This is a genomic window from Micromonospora sp. C31, assembly GCF_018070575.1.
Classification (GTDB): Bacteria; Actinomycetota; Actinomycetes; order Mycobacteriales; family Micromonosporaceae; genus Micromonospora.
The window spans coordinates 17,576-36,583 of record NZ_JAGPXN010000020.1 but is presented as its reverse complement, the minus strand read 5'-3'; the positions used below and the strand labels follow the sequence as shown (position 1 = coordinate 36,583).

Below are 19,008 nucleotides of genomic sequence, written 5' to 3'. Positions count from 1 at the left end.
GGGCGTGTGCGGGGAGGCCTCAGCCCTCGGCGGCGCGCCGCCGCTGAAGGCGCTCGCGCTGCGGCACCACCGTGTACTTCGGATCCCGCGCCGAGGCGACGCCGCCGTGGAAGATACCGAACCGGGTCGCCACCGAGGCGCCCAGCAGGGCCGCCCCGGACAACGCGGAGAGCGTCCGGCTGCGCCGACCCAGCAGCGCGCCAGCCACCCCGAGCGCCGTCAGCGCCCGTCCGGCGCGCAGCAGCCGGCCGGCGGACCCCGTGCGGTAGGGCTCGCTGAGCAGCCCGAGCCGGGTCTCCACGCGGTGCGAGCCGTACAGCTCCAGGGCCGCGCCCGCCACCGCCATCCGGCGGGCGGGGCCGGCCTGTGCGACGGGCGCGGCGATCAACCCCACTCCGGCGCCGCTGGCCAGGGCACTGCCCGCGAAGATGACCGGCAGGTCCGGGTACGCCTCGTGCCAGGACGGTACCGCCGTGTCGGCCAACAGCACCCCGGTGTACGTGGCCAGCGCCGGCGCGGTCACCGCGGCGGCCAGCCCGGCGGCGTGCCCGACCGGTGGCAGCACCCGGCGGGCGAGGCCGGACAGCCCCCGCTCGGGCAGCCACGCCGCGCCCTCGGCCACCGCCGCGACGCCGGCGGCCGGACCGAACGCGCTGAGGATCCAGGTGCCCACGGACATGGGCGAGGTGGGCTTGGCCACCCGCAGCATGTGATGGAACCGGGCGGGCCGGCCCAGGTCCCTGATCAGGAAGACGGTGCTGGCCGTCACCGCCGCCAGCGAGGTGACCCGGCCGGCGCTGCGCAGCGCCGGCCGGCCGGTGAGCTGCCCGCCCGCCGCGAGCAGCGACGAGCCGGCCGCCAGCCCGCCGGTGAACAGGTACGCGGCGATGTCCCACTTCCAGACCGGCGCCTTCAGGATCGGCCGGCCGTAGTAGGAGGTGAACTCGGCCTCCGGCACCCGGAGTTCCTCGCCGCCGCGCCGGCCCCGCCCGCGACCCCGCCGCCCGACCCCAGTCAAGAGGAACCTCCCACGAACGCGGCCACGGCCGCCGCCGCCATCGCCAGCGCGGCCAGACCGGCCCGCTTCCACATCTTCGGCAGGTCCCGGGTGGTGACCACCGGGTCGGGCGGCAGCCCGTACACCTCTGGCTCGTCGAGCAGCAGGAAGAACGCGCCGTCGCCGCCGACCCCGTCGCCCGGGTCGTGCCCGTAGAGCCGCGCCTCGCCCACGCCCCGCTCGTGCAGCGTCGCCACCCGGGCCGCCGCCCGTTCCCGCAACTCGTCGAGCGGCCCGTACTGGATCGACTCGGTCGGGCACGCCTGCGCGCAGGCGGGGGTCTTCCCGGCCCCGATCCGGTCGTAGCACAGCGTGCACTTCCACGCCCGGCCGTCGCCCTCACGCTGGTCGATGACGCCGTAGGGGCAGGCGGAGATGCAGTAGCCGCAGCCGTTGCAGATGTCCTCCTGCACCACCACCGTGCCGAACTCGGTGCGGAACAGCGAGCCGGTGGGGCAGACGTCCAGGCAGGCGGCGTGGGTGCAGTGCTTGCAGACGTCGGACATCATCAGCCAGCGGAAGTCGGTGCGGCCCTGCGCGCCCCCTGCGCGCCCCGGCGGCTGCGCCCCGGGCATCCCCAGGAACTGCGGTCCGGCCCCCGCCACGCCGGCGGGGTGCCCGGCCGGTCGGGACTGCTCGACGAACGCCACGTGCCGCCACGAGTTCGCGGTCAGCGCGCCGGTGTTGTCGTACGACATGCCGAGCAGGTCCAGCCCCGAACCGGGAACGTCGTTCCACTCCTTGCAGGCCACCTCGCACGCCTTGCAGCCGATGCAGACGCTGGTGTCGGTGAAGAAACCCATCCGGGGCGGCGCGTCGGTCCAGCCGGCCTCCGGGGCGGGATCCAGCGGCCCGGACAGGCTGTGCGGGTCAGGAAGCATCGCGGCCCTTCCCGGCGCCGTCGGCGGGGGCCGGCGGGGCGAGCGCCCCCGGGGTGAGCGTCGGGGCCGGGTGGCCGGGGACGATGCCCGCCCGCCGCTGGTAGTCGGCCACCAGGTCCAGCAGGGCCGGGCCGGTGGGCCGCCGCCCCGGCCGCACGTCACAGGTACCGATCTTGCTCTCCTGGATCAGCACGTTCGGGTCCAGGGTGATCCCGAACAGGTCGTTGGCCGAGTCGCCGGTCACCAGGCCCTCGAAACCGAAGTGGTACGGCAGCCACACCTGGTGGACGATCTGACCGTCGACGCGCAGCGGGGTGAGCCGGTCGGTGACGAGCACCTTGGCCTCGATCACCGCCCGCCCGCTGACCAGGTGCGCCCAGCCCAGGTGCGCCAGGCCCGCCTCCGCGGCCAGGTCCGGGGACACCTCGACGAACATCTCCGGTTGCAGCTCCGCCAGCGGCCGCACCGTACGGCTCATCCCGCCCGCCGTGTGGTGCTCGGTGAGCCGGCTGACCGTGAACACGTACGGGAAGACCTGACTGTGCTCCTGCGGCGGGCTCGGGTTCACCGAGTTCACCGGGTGCGCGTACACCTTGCGGGTGGGGTTGGCCTGCTGCCGGTAGAGCGGGTTGCGCACCGGCGACTCGGCCGGCTCGTAGTGCGTCGGCAGCGGGCCGTCGAGCACGCCGCTGGGCGCGTACAGCCAGCCCTTGCCGTCGCCCTGCATGACGAACGGGTCGTCACCGGCAATCCCCTCCGGGCCGGACGCGCCCTCGGGCGGCCGGTACGTCGGCGGCTTGGTGCGCTCGAAGTCCGGCACGTCGTAGCCCGTCCACTGCCCGGCGTCCGGATCCCACCAGACGTAGCGTTTGCGCTCGCTCCACGGCCGGCCCCACGGGTCGGCGGAGGCACGGTTGTAGAGGATGCGCCGGTTCGCCGGCCACGCCCAGCCCCACTCGGCGGCCACCCAGTCCTGCTCGTGACGCGACCTGCGGCGGGCGGCCTGGTTGACGCCGTCGGCGTACACCCCGCAGTAGATCCAGCAGCCGACGGCGGTGGAACCGTCGTCGCGGGCCTCGGCGAACGCGGACAGCGGGCGACCGGTCGCCACCTCGTAGCCGTTGATCTCGCGCAGCACCGCCTCGGCGACCGGCTCGGCGTGCGGGCCGTGCGTGGGATAGTCCCAGGCCAGGTCGAGCAGCGCCCGGTCGCGCGGCAGCTCGGAGCCGGCCAGCTTCTCCCGCAGCCGCAGCCCCAGATGGTAGAAGAACCACAGCTCGGAGCGGGCGTCGCCCGGCGGGTCCACGGCCTTCTCCCGCCACTGCAACAGCCGCTGGGTCTGGGTGAAGGTGCCCTCCTTCTCCACGTGCGAGGCGGCCGGCAGGAAGAACACCTCCGTCCTGCACTGCTCCGGCACGATCTCGCCGGTGGCGACCTCCGGGCTGTTCCGCCAGAACGTCGCGCTCTCGATCATGAACAGGTCGCGGACCACCAGCCAGTCCAGGTTGGCCATGCCGAGGCGCTGCGCCCGGCCGTGCGCCGAGCCCACCGCCGGGTTCTGGCCGAGCAGGAAGTAGCCGCGCACCTTCCCGTCGATCATGTTCAGCACCTGCTGGTACGTCCCGTGGTCGCCGGTCATCCGGGGCAGGTAGCCGTAACAGAAGTCGTTCTCCGGGGTTGCCGCGTCCCCCCAGTACGCCTTCAGCAGGCTCGCCGCGTAGGCGCGCGCGTTGCCCCAGAAACCCTTCTGGCCCGGGTGGCGGATGCTGTCCACCCACTCGTCGAAGGTGGGGTGGTCGGCGTGGTGCGGCATCGGCAGGTAGCCGGGCAGCAGGTTGAACAGCGTCGGGATGTCGGTGGAACCCTGGATGCTGGCGTGCCCGCGCAGGGCCAGGATGCCCCCGCCGGGGCGGCCCATGTTGCCCAGCAGCAGCTGGATGATCGCGCCCGTACGGATGTACTGCACGCCGACGCTGTGCTGCGTCCACCCCACCGAGTAGATCAGCACGCCGGTGCGCTCCCGGCCCGAGTTGGCCGTCCAGGCCTCGGCCAGCTCCAGGAACTTCTCCCGGGGGATGCCGCAGACCCGCTCCACCATCTCCGGGGTGTAGCGGGCGAAGTGCCGCTTGAGGATCTGGTAGACGCAGCGCGGGTGCTGCAACGTCTCGTCCCGTACGGTCTGCCCGCCCACCTGGGCGCCGTGCGACTCGTGGCGCAGCCCGGCGGCGGTGTCGCGCTCCTGGGCGGTGTGGCCGCTGCCGGAGTCCGACTCGTGGCCCGCGTACTGCCAGGAGTCCTGGACGTAGCTGCCCGTCTCCGGGTCGAACCCGGAGAAGAAGCCGTCGCCGTCCTCGGTGTCGACGAACCGCTCGCTGACGATCGTCGCCGCGTTGGTGTAGGCCAGCACGTACTCCCGGAAGTCCAGCTCGTTGTGCAGGATGTGCCGCACCACGCCACCGAGCAGCGCGATGTCGGAACCCGCACGGATCGGCAGGTAGGAGTCGGCCAGCGCGCTGGTGCGGGTGAACCGCGGGTCGACGTGGAAGACCTTGGCGCCGCGCCGCTTGGCCTCCATCACCCACTGGAAACCCACCGGGTGGGCCTCGGCCATGTTCGAGCCCTGGATGACGACGACGTCAGCGTTGGCGACGTCCTGCTGGAAGTCCGTCGCACCACCGCGACCGAAGCTGGCCCCCAGACCGGGGACGGTGGCGGAGTGTCAAATGCGCGCCTGGTTCTCGATCTGGAGCGCCCCCATCGCCGTGAACAGCTTCTTGATGAGGTAGTTCTCCTCGTTGTCCAACGTCGCCCCGCCCAGGCTGGAGATGCCCAGCGTGCGGTTGAGCGGCCGGCCCTGCCCGTCGACGTCCTCCCAGGTCTGCGCGCGGGCGGCGAGGATCCGGTCGGCGATCATGTCGAGCGCGACGTCGAGCTCCAGATCCTCCCACTCGGTGGCGAAGGGCCGCCGGTAGCGGACCTTCGTCTGCCGCAGCGGGCTCGTCACGAGGCTCTTGCTGGCCGACCCCTTGGGGCACAGCCGCCCCCGGGAGATCGGGCTGTCCGGGTCGCCCTCGATCTGGGTGACCTCGTTGTCCTCGACGTAGACGCGCTGGCCGCAGCCGACCGCGCAGTAGGGGCAGACCGAGCGGGCCACGCTGTCGGCGGTCTCCGTGCGGGCGCTCAGCCGCGCCGACCGGTCGGACTGCGCCGCAGCGCCCCGGCCCAGCGGGTCGGTGCCGGTGAGTTGCCGGTATACCGGCCAGCCCTGGATGAAGGTCCGCAGGCCCACGCGCGACACCCCCTCTCCCGGCCCGGGCGACGTTGCCACCATGAACATAGGCCAGGCCGCGCGGCACCGCGACCCGTGCCGCCCGATCGCCACCCCGAAGCCCACGTCCGCGACCGGTGGGTCGGCTTCGCCAGGGGTACGGGTGCCGGACGACACGACGCCGCCCCCGGGCCCTGAGGCCCGGGGGCGGCGCTGGTGTCGGTGTGCATGTCGCCTCTCGGCGAGTGGCGCGACGCGGCTCCAGCCGGACGGTATTCCGCGAAGGCAATTTAGGTGAGGCCCGGGGACACTGGACACACCGACACCTCATTCAACCAGCCGGCGGGCCGCGATGTTCCCACCGGCGGTCGATTCGTGCCGCTGGCCGGCACCCGGGTTCGGGTGCCGGCCAGCGATCCCCCTTGCGTGGAAGGTCTGTGGTCAGCTGTTCCAGTGCTCGGCGACGAGGTCGGCGGCCTGCTGCTCCCACTGGGCGTAGTGGTCGGGGTACGCCGACACCTGCACCGTCTGCGCGGCCTCGGTCAGGGGCATGTCCTGCCACCCGTCGACCTGCTTGAGGCCCTTGAGGAACGCGAGGGTGGAGTACTCGGGGTCGGTGATCTGCTCGACCGTGCCCCAACCACTGGACGGACGCTGCTGGAACAGACCCTGCGAGTCGTGGTCGTTGCGGTCACCCAGATGACCCAGGTTCTCCAACTTCGACTCCTGCAACGCCGTCGCGATCGACACCACCGCGGCGCGCTCGTCCATGCCGGCCTTCTTCGTCGCCGCGACGATCGCCTTGACGTTGGCCACCTGCTCGTCGGACAACTCGACGTGCGACTGCGCGCCCTGCACACCATGCGGAACCAGCTTCGCCGTGTCGATCGACGGCTTGTCGGCCTGCACCGCCACCGCCACCGGCATGGTGTCCACCGCCGGCGCGGCATCCGCGACAGCCGGACCAGCGAACACGCCACCGGCAAACGCCAGACCCGCAACACCAAGAACGCCCTTACGCAGGAACGTGTTCATCAAAATGCTCCATTCGGGGGTCGGCACCCACACACCGAAAAGGGGGAATCGGCTGCACGCGGATGCAAGCACCGTCCGGCGCCCATGAACTCGAAAAAAAGGGGGAAAGATCAGATCGGCCGTGTCGGCCGGAAGTCCGACCGGTGCGGGTCGCAAGGACCCGGGCTGTCGCGCGGGGCGGGGGGGGTTGCCCGCACGTCGGCCGCGACCATGTGTAACCACGACCGGCCCGCCAACATTCCGGGGCCCCGGCACACCATCGCGGCGGCGTGGCCGTGCCCTGCTCGGTCGTACGCCAGGGTGTAACGACCCCGCCCCGGCCACGATTCCGCCCCCACGATGACCCCGACCACACCCCCAAACCGGACATCCCGCCCTCGGGGAACTCGACCACCGCAGGCCCGGTCCAGGCCCACCCGGACACCGACCTCGCAACCGGCCAGCCGGCGCAAGCCGGGCCTGGTGACGATCCGCGCCCGGCCACGACACCCCGACCCGGCCGTGACCGTAGTCCCGAGCGGCCCGACCTGGGGTTACCCTGACAGCATGCAGGCCCTCTCCCCCGCCCCGGCCCGCGCGGCCCACCTGGCCCGCCCGGGTCGGCCTGCCGTGGTGGCCCGCACGCTCACCGAGCTGACCGGCCCGACCCGTGGCGTGGTGGAACTGCCGGTGCGGCTCATGTGGAACGCCGACCGCACCTTCGACCTGGGCGATCCGGACGAACTGCTCTGGATGTACGAGAACGTGCTGCGGGAGACCACCCGCGCGGAGGATCTCCGGCTGCTCATCCACGGGCGCACGCTGCGCCGGGTGTGGCGGCTGCTCAACCTGCCCCGGGGCGTACGCCAGGCGTGGGAGAGCCGCCACCGGGGGCTGCGTACGGCGTGAGCAGCGCACACCCGCACGACTTCTACCGCGAGGTGGCCCGGGTGGCGTTGTCCGCCGCACGGCCGTACCGCTTCGTGCTCGGGGGCGGGGTGGCCTGGGCCGCGCACGGGCTGGTGACCCGCCCGACGGAGGACGTCGACCTCTTCGCGGACGTGGAGGGGGCGGCCGCCGCGGCGGCGGACGGGGTGCGGACGGCACTGGAGCGGGCCGGGTTCGAGGTGACCGACGCCGACCCGGACAGCGAGCTGGCCGAGCTGTTCGAGGGCTTCGACCGGGACCTGAGGGACTTCGTGGTGAGCCGGGACGGGCGGCTCATCCGGCTCAGCCTGGCCCGCCTCGACCGGCACCGCAGCCCCGTCGTCATGGATCTCGGGCCGGTGATGGACGTGCGGGACCTGATGGCGAACAAGACCGCCGCCCTGGTCAACCGGCGGGAGGTCCGGGACTACATCGACGTCGCGGCGGCTCTCGAACACCACGACGTGGCGGAGCTGCTGGAGTTGGCCCGCCAGCTCGACTCGGGCCTGGACGAGGAGGACGTCCGGGCCGCCGGCCGCTACCTGGACCGGCTGCCGGACCGCCGCTTCGCCCGCTACGGCCTGGACCCCGCCGCCGTGACCCGGATCCGCACCCGCCTGGCCCCCTGGCCCCGCTGACCCCGCCCGCACCGGCGCGGGCGGGTGCGGGGACGGTCACTTCGTGGGGCGGCCGCCCGTCACGCCGAGGATCTCGCCGGTGACGTAGCTGGATTCCTGGGAGGCGAAGAAGACGTACGCCGGGGCCAGCTCGGCCGGCTGGCCGGGGCGCCCCTCCGGGGTGTCCTGGCCGAACTTCTCGACCTTCTCCTCCGGCATGGTGGCCGGGATGAGCGGCGTCCAGACCGGGCCCGGCGCCACCGCGTTCACCCGGATCCCCCGCTCGGCCAGGTCGGCGGCGAGGGCCTTGGTGAAGTTGGCGATCCCCGCCTTGGTGGTGGCGTAGTCCAACAACTGCGGCGACGGGTCGAACGCCTGGATCGACGACGTGTTGATGATCGCCGAGCCTTCGGGCATGTGCGGCACGGCCGCCCGGCAGAGCCAGAACATGGCGTACAGGTTGGTCTTCAGCACCCGGTCGAACTGCTCGTCGCTGATGCCGAGGATGCCCTCGTCCTGCGCCATCTGGTAGGCCGCGTTGTTGACCAGGATGTCGATCCCGCCGAGGTCGCGCAGGGCCCGCTCGACCAACTCCTGGCAGTGCCCCTCGTCGGTGATGTCGCCGCGTACGGCGATGCCCCTGCGGCCGGCCTCCTCGACCAGTCGGACGGTCTCCCGGGCGTCGGCGTCCTCTTCCTCACCCAGGTACGAGATGAGCACGTCGGCGCCCTCCCGGGCGTACGCGATGGCGATCGCCCGGCCGATGCCGGAGTCGCCACCGGTGATCAGCGCCCGCCGGCCGTCGAGCTTGCCGCTGCCGCGGTACGACTGCTCGCCGTGGTCCGGCTCCGGGGTCATCTCCTGAGTCGAGCCGGGCGGCGTCTGTTGCTGCTTCGGTTGGCCCTCCTGCTGGCCGTACTGCCTGGTGGGGTCCTGCTGGGTGTGCTGGTCCTCGGTCACCGACGTCTCCTCGCGCCCCGGTCGGGTATGGGTCTCCCCTCGCCCTACCCTGCGGCGGCCTCCGAAAACAGCCGGCACGGTGCCACCGGCACATCAGGAATTCCAGCCCGTCGGCGTCGAGCCGGCAGCATCCCGGTGGGACGGATGCTGCCTCCCGGTCCTCCGAAGGGGCGGTCAGGCCCCGTGCCGCAGGTCCCACCGGTCCCGCTCGTCGCCCGGATCCGGCTGGTCGCGCCGCGGGTCGGTCTCGGTCAGCGCGGTCCGTTCCTCCGGGCGGGCCGCGGGCGGCATCTCGCCGAAGCGCACGTGCCGCAGGAAGCTGTAGTCGTCGTCGTTGAACGACGACCCGGGGCGCTCTTCTGCCATGGCTTCTTCCTTTCGACGTTCTCATTCTGTGCCGTGGTGGCGGGGGACACCACGGCTAGGGCATCCTAGGATCCTGGGTGAGAGACGATACGACGGTTTCCTCCTGAAGCCCCGCGGCGGGCACCAAGCCGCCAGCCGGTCCAGGGCGGCGGGCGGGGCCCGGCTCAGGCGGCCGGCAGCCGGTCCAGCAGCGCCAGGGCGGCGCGGACGGGGGCGCGGTGCAGCGTCTCGTCGAAGCTCGCCCGCCCCTGGCAGAACCGCACGAACATCCGCCAGCCCGGCGGGCTGGCCAACAACGCGTGGAAGACCTCCGGCCGCCGGGCGAACACGTCGAGCAGCCGATGCCCGGCACGCATCGACGGCACCAGGTCCCGGGCGACCGCGTGGTCGTACCCCGTCAGGTCACCTGCCGCGACCGCCGCGCCGGCCAGTTCGCCGGACCGCAGCGCGTAGCTGATCCCCTCCCGGCTCCAGGGCTCCAGCAGGCCAGCCGCGTCGCCCACGACCAGCACCCGGCCCCGCCGCAGTGGCGAGTCCTCGGTTCGGCAGCGGGTCAGGTGCCCGGAGTCGTGCGCCGGCTCCACCCCGGACAGGCCCAGCCGGTCGACGAACCCGCGCAGGTAGGCCCTGGTCCGCTCCCCCTCGCCCCGGGCCGCGATCACGCCGACCGTCAGCCGGTCACCCTTCGGGAAGACCCAGGCGTACGAACCGGGCAGCGGACCCCAGTCCAGCAGGAGGCGGCCCCGCCAACGGGCCTGCTCCGCCGGCGGCACGGGCAGTTCCAGTTCCAGCCCCAGGTCCACCTGCCGGTGGCGGACCCCCACGTGCCGGGCCGTCACGCCCGAGGAGCCGTCCGCCCCGATCACCGCCCGCGCCTGGACGGTGTCCCCGTCGGCGAGCCTGAGGCGTACGACCTCGGGATCCTGCTCGACCGCGCGGACCGCGACCCGCTCGCGCACCTCGGCGCCGACGGCGACCGCGGCGGCCCGCAGCCGATCGTCGAACTCCTCCCGGCGCACCATGCTCACCAGCGGGCCGCCCCGATGGTGGCGGGTGAACCGGCGTCGCCCGTCCCGGGTGAACGTCACGCGGTCGACCCGGTCGTGTGCGGGCACCTCGATCCGGTCGGCCACCGCCGCGAGCGAGGTGCCGATCAGGCCGCCCCCGCAGGTCTTGTAGCGCGGATGCGCGGCGCGCTCCACGACCAGCGTGCGCAGGCCTGCGCGGGCGGCGGCGTGGGCGGCGGAAAGCCCGGCGGGGCCGGCGCCGACGACGGCGAGATCCCAGACGATCACCGGTGCAGCCTAAGGGCAGGCCGCGGCGCGCGGGGCGATCGGCGCGGCCGGGGCACCGCACGATCTGGTGGGCATCTTCGGCCGCGCACGGGGTAATTGCGCGGCGCGACCGCTCGCACGGGGGCGGGCCAGGCGAAGGAGGAACGGTCATGCGGCAGGTGCAGCTGTCGGATGTCGAGCAGCGGGTGTACGACGCGGTCGCGGTGCTGGAGGCCCGGGGACAGGTGCCGTACCCGGACCTCATCGCCCAGGAGGCCGGCCTGACCGAGGAGCAGTTGCTGGCGCCGCTGCACCAACTCACCGAGAAGAACCTGTTGCACCGGGAGGACTCGCCGATGGCCGGGCTGGACTTCGGACCGCGGTTCTGCGCCCGACAGATGGCGTGAGCCGTCGCGCCCCCGGACGACCGGCAGCGCTGGCAGGCCCTCGGGGTCGGGCTGGTCGCCGCCTTCATGACGCTGCTCGACGTGAGCATCGTCAACGTCGCCGTCCCGTCGCTGGGCCGTTCCCTCGGCGCCTCCCCCAGCGACCTCCAGTGGGTGCTCTCCGGGTACGCCCTGACGTTCGGGCTGGTGCTGGTCTCCGCCGGCCGAATCGGCGACGCACATGGCCGGCGTACCGCGTTCGTCTTCGGAATCGCCCTCTTCACGCTGGCCAGCGTGCTGGCCGGGGTGGCACCCTCCCCCGCCTGGCTGATCGCCGCCCGGCTGCTCCAGGGCGCCGCCGCGGGCGTGGTCAACCCGCAGGTCACCGGGCTGATCCAGGAACTCTTCCAGGGCCCCGAGCGGGGCCGTCCGTTCGGGCTGCTCGGTGCCACCATCGGCATCTCCACCGCCGTCGGCCCGCTGCTCGGCGGCCTGCTGATCGCCGTAGGCGGCGAGGAGCACGGTTGGCGGTGGGTGTTCTTCGTCAACGTGCCGGTCGGCATCGTCGCGGTGGTCCTCGGCTGGCGGCTGCTCCCCAGCCGGCCGGCCGGCCCACCCGACCACCGGCGGCTGGACCCCGTCGGGGTGCTGCTGCTCGGCGCCGGAGTGCTGCTGGTGCTGTTGCCGCTGGTGCAGCAGGAGTGGCGGGACCCGGCGAAGTGGCTGCTCGTGCCGGTGGGGCTGCTCACGCTGGCCGGCTTCGGGGCCTGGGAACGGTGGTACGCCCGCCGCCGGGAACCACTGTTCGACCTGGGGCTGTTCGGCTTCCGGTCGTATGCCCTGGGTTCGCTGATCGCGTTGGTCTACTTCGGCGGGTTCACCGCGATCTTCTTCATCTTCACCCTCTACCTGCAGAACGGTCTCGGCTACAGCGCGCTGGTGGCCGGCCTGGCCATCACCCCGTTCGCGCTGGGCTCGGCCGCGGCCTCCGCGCTCGGCGGCCGGATCGTGGACCGTTTCGGGCGTCCGCTGGTCGCGGTCGGGCTGCTCACCGTGGTGGTCGGGCTCGGCGCGGTGGTCGTCGTGCTCGACCTCGCCCCGGGCGGCGCCCCCGTGCCGTGGCTGACCGCGGCCCCCCTGCTGGTGGCCGGACTTGGCAGCGGCCTCGTCATCGCGCCGAACCAGACCCTGACGCTGTCCCAGGTCCCGGTGCCGCAGGCGGGCAGCGGGGCGGGCATGCTCCAGACCGGTCAGCGGATCGGTTCCGCCGCCGGGATCGCCGCCGTCGGGTCGGTCTTCTTCTCGTCGCTGGCCGCCAGCGGTGGGGACTTCCCGCTCGCGTTCCGGCACTCCCTACTGCTGGCCGCCGGGGTGATCGCCCTCGCATTGGTCGCGGCCCTGGTCGACGTCGGCCTCGGCCACCGCCGTCACGACGGCCGACGCCCCTGAGCGGTGTCACGACGGCCGAGCGCGCCTGACCGGTGTGACGACGGGCCGCGTCGCAGGTCGCCGGCGAACCCTCGCCCGCCCCGGGTCGGTCCCTCCCGCGCCTGCGCGACCGGGCCGGTTGTCTCACGCCGCAACCCGGCGGGTACGGCTCCCGCCTGCGCGACCAGGCCGGCTCCGCGCCTCCGGGCAAGGCAAGGCATGCGTCTGGCCGGTACCCCGGGTGGGGTACCGGCCAGCGGCAGTCGTTCACACTGCTCGGGTCAGCTGTTCCAGTGCTCGGCGACGAGGTCGGCGGCCTGCTGCTCCCACTGGGCGTAGTGGTCGGGGTACGCCGACACCTGCACCGTCTGCGCGGCCTCGGTCAGGGGCATGTCCTGCCACCCGTCGACCTGCTTGAGGCCCTTGAGGAACGCCAGCGTGGAGTACTCGGGGTCGGTGATCTGCTCGACCGTGCCCCAACCAGAGGACGGACGCTGCTGGAACAGACCCTGCGAGTCGTGGTCGTTGCGGTCACCCAGATGACCCAGGTTCTCCAACTTCGACTCCTGCAACGCCGTCGCGATCGAAACCACCGCGGCGCGCTCGTCCATACCGGCCTTCTTCGTCGCCGCGACGATCGCCTTGACGTTGGCCACCTGCTCGTCGGACAACTCGACGTGCGACTGCGCGCCCTGCACACCATGCGGAACCAGCTTCGCCTTGTCCACCGACGGCTTGTCAGCCGCCACGGCCACCGCCACCGGCACCGACTCCACCGACGGCGCCGCATGCGCACCAGCCGGACCAGCGAACACGCCACCGGCAAACGCCAGACCCGCAACACCAAGAACACTCTTACGCAGGAACGTGTTCATCAGAAATGCTCCATTCGGGGGTCGGCACCCACACACCGAGGGGGATCGGCTGCACGCGGATGCAAGCACCGTCCGGCGCCCATCAACTCAGCGGAAACTGCTGCCATCTCCGGCAACCACGAAAGCAACCAGAGGAAAGATCAGTACCGGCCGGTCACCAGGCCGCGCAGGCCGCAAGGACCGGGGGCTGTACCGCGAGGCGGGAGGACACCCTCACGTCAACCGTGACCATGTGTAACCACGACCGGCCCACCACCATTCCCCAGCGGCCCAGGGCCCGGCGCGGCGGCGCGCCCTGCTCGGTCGTACGCATCATGTAACGACCCCGTCCCCGCCACGATTCCGCCCCCGCGATGCCCCCGACCACACCCCAAAACCGAACATCCCCCCACCTCCGGACCCCCCGCACAGCCAGCCGCACTCCCCCGCACGCCTACGCCACACCCGGACACGCGACGCAGACGACCGTGATCGCGACCGACCGACATCTTGGTAGCTTCCCTGGAAGGGCACTTTCCACCGGTGGGTCCCCCCGCCGGCGTCGTGGGCCCGGACTGGAAGGCGGTCTCGTGGACGGGGCAGCTCGACAGGACTCGCGCTGGTTGCCACGACGAGACGCTGCGCCGGCTGCGGCCGGGCGGCGGTCGCCTCGCGGGTGTGGTGCAAACGGGCGGCGGGGTCCGGATGCGGGGCGTCGTCGGCATGGACGCGACCGGCCGGCCCCCGAGGCGGGGACCGGCCGGTGTCACGCGCTCGTCACCAGAGCTGGGCCACGATGTCCGCCGCCTGCTCCTCCCACTGCGCGTACGCGAAGGGGTAGGCCGAGACCTGCACGGTCTGCGCGGCGGAGGTCAGCGGCAGGTCCTGCCAGCCGCCCACGTTCTTGAGCGCCCGGTAGAACGCCTCCGAGGCGTACTCGGGGTCGGTGATCTGCTCGGGCGAGCCCCAACCCGACGACGGGCGCTGCTGGAACAGGCCCTGCGAGTCGTGGTCGTTGTACACGCCCAGGTGGCCGAGGTTGTAGAGCTTCGACTCCTGAAGCGACGTGGCGACGCCGATGACGGCGCCCCGCTCACCCACACCGCTCTCCTTGGCCTCCTCGATGATGGCCCTGGCGTTGGCGAGCTGCGCGTCGTCGAGCGGGATGCGCGACTGGGCGCCCTGCACGCCGTGCGGGATGAGCTTCTCGCGGCTGGGCTTGTCGGCGGAGGGCTTGGTGGTCGTACCGCCCGTGGTCAGTGCCGACTCCTCGGCCGCGCCCGGCCGGCTCTTGCCGGTGGCCTGCTCGATCGCCGCCACGGCACCCTCGTGGGGCGCGGACGTGACCGGCGCGGCCACGGCCGTCGGCCCGAACGCGAGACCACCGAGGGCGGCGACACCCAGCACGGACAGAGCGATCTTGCGGTTCGAGTCCGTCGAGTCCTTCGCGATGGCCGGGAGCCATCGAGTGAAGTCGTACCTCACGATGGTTGCCCTTTCGGTCAGGCGAAGCGCTCCCTGGATGAGCACTCCTGGAGGGGGAACTTCCGTGCCGGACGGGTTTCGGCTCCGGCGATACGGGGGACACAACCAGCCGGGCCTGTCGGTCATTCCGGATATGCGCCCGCTGCGGTCGGCTGCGACCGAGGTCACCACGCGGATCGGACGCAGGAGCAGCAACGCCGCGTCCCGACGAGCCGCGGTCCGCGCGGCAGCACGGCGGGCGCGGGGGCGTTCGTTCCTAGGCGTCGCGCGGGGCGCCGAAGCGGACCAGCACGTGCCAGAGCTGCTTGAGGTGCTGGAGGGTCACGTGCGTCGGCCCACGATCGGCCCAGCGGGACGGCTCCGTGACCACCGAGGCCGCCGCGCGGCCGATCAGGGCGGCGTCGACCAGTTCGCCCGGCCGGGCGAACTCGGCATGCACCCGGGCGGCCAGGGGCGGGATGGCCGGGCCCCGGAAGTCGGCGTCGATCCGGTCGACGGGAAGCGCGAACCCGGCGTGCCAGCACAGGGCGAAGCCGTGCCGTCGGGCGAGCGCGGCGAGGATCTCCCCGGCCCCGGTGCCGCGGAAGGACGGGTCGACGACCATCGCCTCCACGTCGCGGGCGAGGCTCAGCTCGCCGTGGATCTGGGCCTCGATGTAGTCGTCGAGCGCGCGCCCCGCCGCGCCGGGGGCCCACACGGCGTCCTCCCGGCGGCGCAGCAGGGCCTGGGCCAGGCTCACCACGTCGCCCGGCACGCCGAGGCTGATCCCGGTGTCGTCGGTCGCGGCCAGCAGGGCCGCCAGCACCGGCTCGAAGACGTCGACGGTGCCCAGGTCCCGAGGCCCGAGGTGGCTGTCGCCGAAGCAGAACGTGGCACGCGCGAGCACCTGCGGACGCAGCCGCAGATGGCAGGAGCCGAACCGGGGGCACGCGCCGTCGGGATGGTCGAGCAGGTTCAGGCCGCCGTACTTCGGCCGGTCGGCGGGGCGTACGCCGGGTGCCTGGTAGGCGCCGCCGAAGAGCGACTCCTCCCAGCGGTCCCGGTCACCGCCGGGGAAGGCGGTCAGGCCGCCGTTGGAGATGCCGGTCTCGAACTGGCTGCGGTAGACGCCCTCGGCGGCGAGGGCCTCGGCGACCGTACGCCCGTCGGCGAGCAGCCGGTCGGGATGGAAGTTGAGGGTGAGTCGTCCGTACCGGCCGACCGCGGCGATCAACAGCTCCGGACCGTGGGTGACGCCGGAGCCGGCGAGCGCCCGGGCGATGGCGGCCAGGGCGGCGGGACGGTCACGCAGCGCCACCGCGCTGACGTGCGTCAGGGCGGCGCGTTGGGCGGGGGTGAGCGCCGGTGCCGCCTGCGCGGCAGCCGGTTCGGTGATGGGTCGCACGGCCACGAATCTCCCGCACGCGAGGGCCGGGACGCACCCCCTTTTCGACTCCGTCCGCCAGGCCGGATCGGCGACGGTGGCGGCGCCGACGTTTCACCCGGTGAGCCGGCACCACGACCGGCGATTACAGTGGGGGACGCCAAGTGGAGGCGACGAATGACTGGTGGTGCCGTGGTCGAGCAGGTGACCCTGGGGGGCCACGCCGACCGCCCAGCTCACGCTGGCGCACCGTCAGGGCCACCTCCGGTGGCCGGCATGACCGGGACGCGGCACGCGGAGGCGGTGGGTGCCTTCGTGCACGAGGGGTTCTTCTACCGCGACCCCGACACGCTGCTAGCCGGCACGGTGCCGTTCATCACCGACGGGCTCGCCGCCGGGGAGCCGGTGCTGGTCGCGATGCCGGTCGCCAACCTGCGGCGGGTCCGCGCCGCGGTCGGCCCGGCCGACGCCGTGCAGTGGGCGGACATGACGCAGGCCGGCCGGAACCCGGGCCGGATCATCCCGTGGGTGCTGCAGGCGTTCATGGATCAGCACGCCGGCCGGCGGGTACGGATCATCGGCGAGCCGATCTGGGCCGGGCGCAGCGACACCGAGTATCCGGCGTGCGCCCAGCACGAGGCGCTGATCAACCTGGCGTTCGCCGACCGCGACGCGACCATCCTCTGCCCGTACGACACCGTGGCGCTCGACGCCGACGTGCTGGCCGACGCGTACGCCACGCACCCCGTCCTCGTCGACGACGCCGGGCGACGGCCGAGCGCGCGGTACGCCCCGGCGGAGGTGGTGGCTCGCTACAACGAGCCCCTGTCCAGCCCGGCGGAGCCGGTGTCGGCGCTGGCGTACCAGCTCGACACGCTCCCCGCCGTGCGCCGGTTCGTCGCCGGCCACGGCGCGGCCGTGGGGCTGGACGCGGACCAGCTGGCCGACCTGCAGATCGCGGTGACCGAGCTGGCGACGAACAGCGTCGCGCACGGCGGCGGCGCAGGCGTGTTGCGGGTGTGGCGGACCGTCGAGCACCTGGTCTGCGAGATCCACGACGACGGTTGGCTGGCCGACCCACTGGCCGGGCGGCTGACCCCGGCCGCGCACGGCACCGGTGGCCGGGGACTGGTGATCGTGCAGGCGCTGTGCGACCTGGTCCGCGTGCACACCACGGCCGCCGGCACGACCGTCCGGATGTACGTGCGGTGCCCGGCGTGACCCGGGCCCGGGAGGAAGGCCGCTGAGCGGCCCCGGACCTGTGCACGTGGCTGTCCGGGACCACCCGACGACCGGTTCGCTCAGTGGCCGCGGGCCAGCCACTCGTCGAGGTGGGGTGCCTCCGCCGCGACGGTGGTGCTCTGCCCGTGCCCGGTGTGCACGACCGTCTCCGGCGGTAGGGCGAGCAGCCGGTCCCGGATCGAGGCGACGATCGTGCCGAAGTCGCTGTACGAGCGCCCCGTCGCCCCCGGCCCGCCGGCGAAGAGCGTGTCGCCGGTGAAGACGACGCCGAGCTGCGGCACGTGGAAGCTGCACGCGCCGGGGCTGTGACCGGGCGTGTGCAGCACGCTCAGCGCGGTCCCCGCCACCTCGACGACCTGCCCGTCGCGCAGGTCCCCGCCCGGCGCCTCGTCGGGGTGCACCATGTCCCACAACACCCGGTCGGCCGGGTGCAGCAGCACGGGCGCACCGGTGGCCCGGGCCAGCGCCGGGGCCACCCGGACGTGGTCGTCGTGCGCGTGGGTGGCGAGGATCGCCCGCACCCGTCGGTCGCCGACAGCGGCCATGATCGCGGCGACGTCGTGCGGGGCGTCGACGACGACGCACTCGGCGTCGTCGCCGAGCACCCAGACGTTGTTGTCCACCTCGAAGGTCTGACCGTCGAGGGAGAACGTGCCGGAGGTGACGGCGTGGTCGACGCGCGCCGCCATCAGAGCACCACCACCGAGCGCAGCACGTCGCCCCGGTGCATCCGGGCGAACGCCTCCTCGACCTGGTCCAGGGCGATCTCCTCGGTGACGAAGGCGTCCAGGTCGAGCCGGCCCTGCAGGTAGAGCTCGGTGAGCAGGGGGAAGTCGCGGCTGGGCAGGCAGTCGCCGTACCAGCTGGACTTCAGCGCGCCGCCACGACCGAAGACGTCGAGCAGCGGCAGGTCGACGGTCATCTCCGGGGTCGGTACGCCGACCAGCACGACGGTGCCCGCCAGGTCGCGGGCGTAGAAGGCCTGCTTCCAGGTCTCGGGGCGCCCGACCGCGTCGATCACCACGTCGGCGCCGAAGCCACCGGTGGCGGCGCGGATCGCCTCGACCGGGTCGTCGGAGCGGGCGTCGACCGTGTGGGTGGCGCCGAACCTGCGGGCCCAGTCGAGCTTGCGGGGGTCGGTGTCGACCGCGACGATCGTCGTCGCGCCGGCCAGCGCCGCGCCGGCGACCGCCGCGTCCCCGACGCCGCCGCAGCCAATCACGGCCACCGAGTCGCCCCGGGTGACGCCGCCGGTGTTCATGGCGGCCCCGAGACCGGCCATCACGCCGCAGCCGAGCAGCCCGACGGCAGCGGGCCGGGCCGCCGGGTCGACCTTCGTGCACTGCCCCGCGTGGACCAGGGTCTTCTCCGCGAAGGCGCCGATGCCCAGCGCCGGGGTGAGCTCGGTGCCGTCGGTGAGGGTCATCTTCTGCGCCGCGTTGTGGGTGGCGAAGCAATACCACGGGCGGCCCCGGCGGCAGGCCCGGCACTCCCCGCAGACGGCCCGCCAGTTGAGCACGACGAAGTCGCCCGGCGCGACGCCGTCGACGCCCTGCCCGACCTGCTCGACGACGCCGGCGGCCTCGTGGCCGAGCAGGAACGGGTACTCGTCGTTGATGCCGCCCTCCCGGTAGTGCAGGTCGGTGTGGCAGACCCCGCAGGACTGGATCCGCACGATCGCCTCGCCCGGCCCCGGATCGGGCAGCACGATCGTGGTCACCTCGACCGGCGCGCCCTTGCCGCGGGAGATGACTCCCCTGACCTCCTGGCTCACGGTTCCTCCTGCTCCACGCCGACGCGTCGCGCCGTCGTCCGTCGGTGCGCTGACCCGGCACCCTGATCACGTTCCTCGGGCGAAACTACCCCCGATCGTCGCGGACGCCGGC

17 protein-coding genes are annotated in these 19,008 nt (G+C 73.2%); 5 read left to right on the top strand and 12 right to left on the bottom strand.

Features of this window, described 5'->3' with window-relative positions; all coding sequences use genetic code 11:
* Positions 1-19: 19 nt before the first annotated feature.
* The 4 genes from nrfD to KBX06_RS22800 all read right to left on the bottom strand — a co-directional run bounded on the left by nrfD (position 20) and on the right by KBX06_RS22800 (position 6,241).
* Positions 20-1,018: an NrfD/PsrC family molybdoenzyme membrane anchor subunit gene (gene nrfD, locus KBX06_RS22820; RefSeq protein ID WP_247686488.1), complete on the bottom strand. Its 999-nt coding sequence runs from the start codon at positions 1,016-1,018 to the stop codon at positions 20-22.
* Entirely contained in the window at positions 1,015-1,938 is a 924-nt protein-coding gene (locus tag KBX06_RS22815; RefSeq protein ID WP_210838450.1) for a 4Fe-4S dicluster domain-containing protein, read from the bottom strand. The genes nrfD and KBX06_RS22815 overlap by 4 nt, the downstream gene beginning before the upstream one ends.
* Positions 1,928-5,227: a formate dehydrogenase gene (fdh, locus tag KBX06_RS22810; protein ID WP_307854727.1), complete on the bottom strand. Its 3,300-nt coding sequence runs from the start codon at positions 5,225-5,227 to the stop codon at positions 1,928-1,930. The genes KBX06_RS22815 and fdh overlap by 11 nt, the downstream gene beginning before the upstream one ends.
* A gap of 420 nt (positions 5,228-5,647) precedes the next feature.
* Positions 5,648-6,241 (bottom strand): hypothetical protein, encoded by a 594-nt coding sequence (locus KBX06_RS22800; RefSeq protein WP_210838447.1) that lies wholly within the window; start codon positions 6,239-6,241, stop codon positions 5,648-5,650.
* 546 nt (positions 6,242-6,787) lie between these two features.
* Between KBX06_RS22800 and KBX06_RS22795 the strand changes: the two genes are divergently transcribed.
* Positions 6,788-7,129, top strand: a complete 342-nt coding sequence (locus KBX06_RS22795; protein ID WP_210838446.1) for a hypothetical protein — start codon at positions 6,788-6,790, stop codon at positions 7,127-7,129.
* Positions 7,126-7,785 carry a nucleotidyl transferase AbiEii/AbiGii toxin family protein gene (locus tag KBX06_RS22790; RefSeq protein ID WP_307854726.1) on the top strand — a complete coding sequence of 220 codons (660 nt, stop codon included), beginning with the start codon at positions 7,126-7,128 and terminating at the stop codon, positions 7,783-7,785. Before KBX06_RS22795 ends, KBX06_RS22790 begins: the two co-directional genes overlap by 4 nt.
* 36 nt (positions 7,786-7,821) lie before the next feature.
* Here the strand turns inward: KBX06_RS22790 and KBX06_RS22785 are convergent, their stop codons facing one another.
* From KBX06_RS22785 to KBX06_RS22775, 3 genes are all read right to left on the bottom strand, one after another.
* Positions 7,822-8,724 (bottom strand): SDR family oxidoreductase, encoded by a 903-nt coding sequence (locus KBX06_RS22785; RefSeq protein WP_210838445.1) that lies wholly within the window; start codon positions 8,722-8,724, stop codon positions 7,822-7,824.
* Between the two features lie 174 nt (positions 8,725-8,898).
* Entirely contained in the window at positions 8,899-9,090 is a 192-nt protein-coding gene (locus KBX06_RS22780; protein ID WP_210838444.1) for a hypothetical protein, read from the bottom strand.
* Positions 9,091-9,254: 164 nt separating this feature from the next.
* On the bottom strand, positions 9,255-10,385 hold the full coding sequence (locus KBX06_RS22775; RefSeq protein WP_210838443.1) for a geranylgeranyl reductase family protein: 1,131 nt from the start codon (positions 10,383-10,385) through the stop codon (positions 9,255-9,257).
* Between the two features lie 149 nt (positions 10,386-10,534).
* Between KBX06_RS22775 and KBX06_RS22770 the strand changes: the two genes are divergently transcribed.
* Positions 10,535-10,771 carry a hypothetical protein gene (locus KBX06_RS22770; protein ID WP_210838441.1) on the top strand — a complete coding sequence of 79 codons (237 nt, stop codon included), beginning with the start codon at positions 10,535-10,537 and terminating at the stop codon, positions 10,769-10,771.
* Between the two features lie 66 nt (positions 10,772-10,837).
* Positions 10,838-12,199, top strand: a complete 1,362-nt coding sequence (locus tag KBX06_RS22765) for an MFS transporter (RefSeq protein WP_210838439.1) — start codon at positions 10,838-10,840, stop codon at positions 12,197-12,199.
* A 260-nt stretch (positions 12,200-12,459) separates the two neighbouring features.
* Here the strand turns inward: KBX06_RS22765 and KBX06_RS22760 are convergent, their stop codons facing one another.
* From KBX06_RS22760 to KBX06_RS22750, 3 genes are all read right to left on the bottom strand, one after another.
* Positions 12,460-13,053 carry a hypothetical protein gene (locus tag KBX06_RS22760; protein WP_210838437.1) on the bottom strand — a complete coding sequence of 198 codons (594 nt, stop codon included), beginning with the start codon at positions 13,051-13,053 and terminating at the stop codon, positions 12,460-12,462.
* A gap of 756 nt (positions 13,054-13,809) precedes the next feature.
* The gene (locus KBX06_RS22755) at positions 13,810-14,517 is read right to left on the bottom strand and encodes a hypothetical protein (RefSeq protein ID WP_210838435.1); all 708 of its coding nucleotides are present in this window, start codon (positions 14,515-14,517) and stop codon (positions 13,810-13,812) included.
* A 256-nt stretch (positions 14,518-14,773) separates the two neighbouring features.
* Entirely contained in the window at positions 14,774-15,901 is a 1,128-nt protein-coding gene (locus KBX06_RS22750; protein ID WP_307854725.1) for a DUF3626 domain-containing protein, read from the bottom strand.
* Between the two features lie 255 nt (positions 15,902-16,156).
* Between KBX06_RS22750 and KBX06_RS22745 the strand changes: the two genes are divergently transcribed.
* Entirely contained in the window at positions 16,157-17,101 is a 945-nt protein-coding gene (locus tag KBX06_RS22745; protein ID WP_210838433.1) for a sensor histidine kinase, read from the top strand.
* A gap of 80 nt (positions 17,102-17,181) precedes the next feature.
* Here KBX06_RS22745 and KBX06_RS22740 read toward each other — a convergent pair whose 3' ends face one another.
* Positions 17,182-17,811 (bottom strand): MBL fold metallo-hydrolase, encoded by a 630-nt coding sequence (locus KBX06_RS22740; RefSeq protein ID WP_210838431.1) that lies wholly within the window; start codon positions 17,809-17,811, stop codon positions 17,182-17,184.
* On the bottom strand, positions 17,811-18,896 hold the full coding sequence (locus tag KBX06_RS22735; protein ID WP_210838429.1) for an S-(hydroxymethyl)mycothiol dehydrogenase: 1,086 nt from the start codon (positions 18,894-18,896) through the stop codon (positions 17,811-17,813). The genes KBX06_RS22740 and KBX06_RS22735 overlap by 1 nt, the downstream gene beginning before the upstream one ends.
* Between the last annotated feature and the right edge of the window lie 112 nt (positions 18,897-19,008).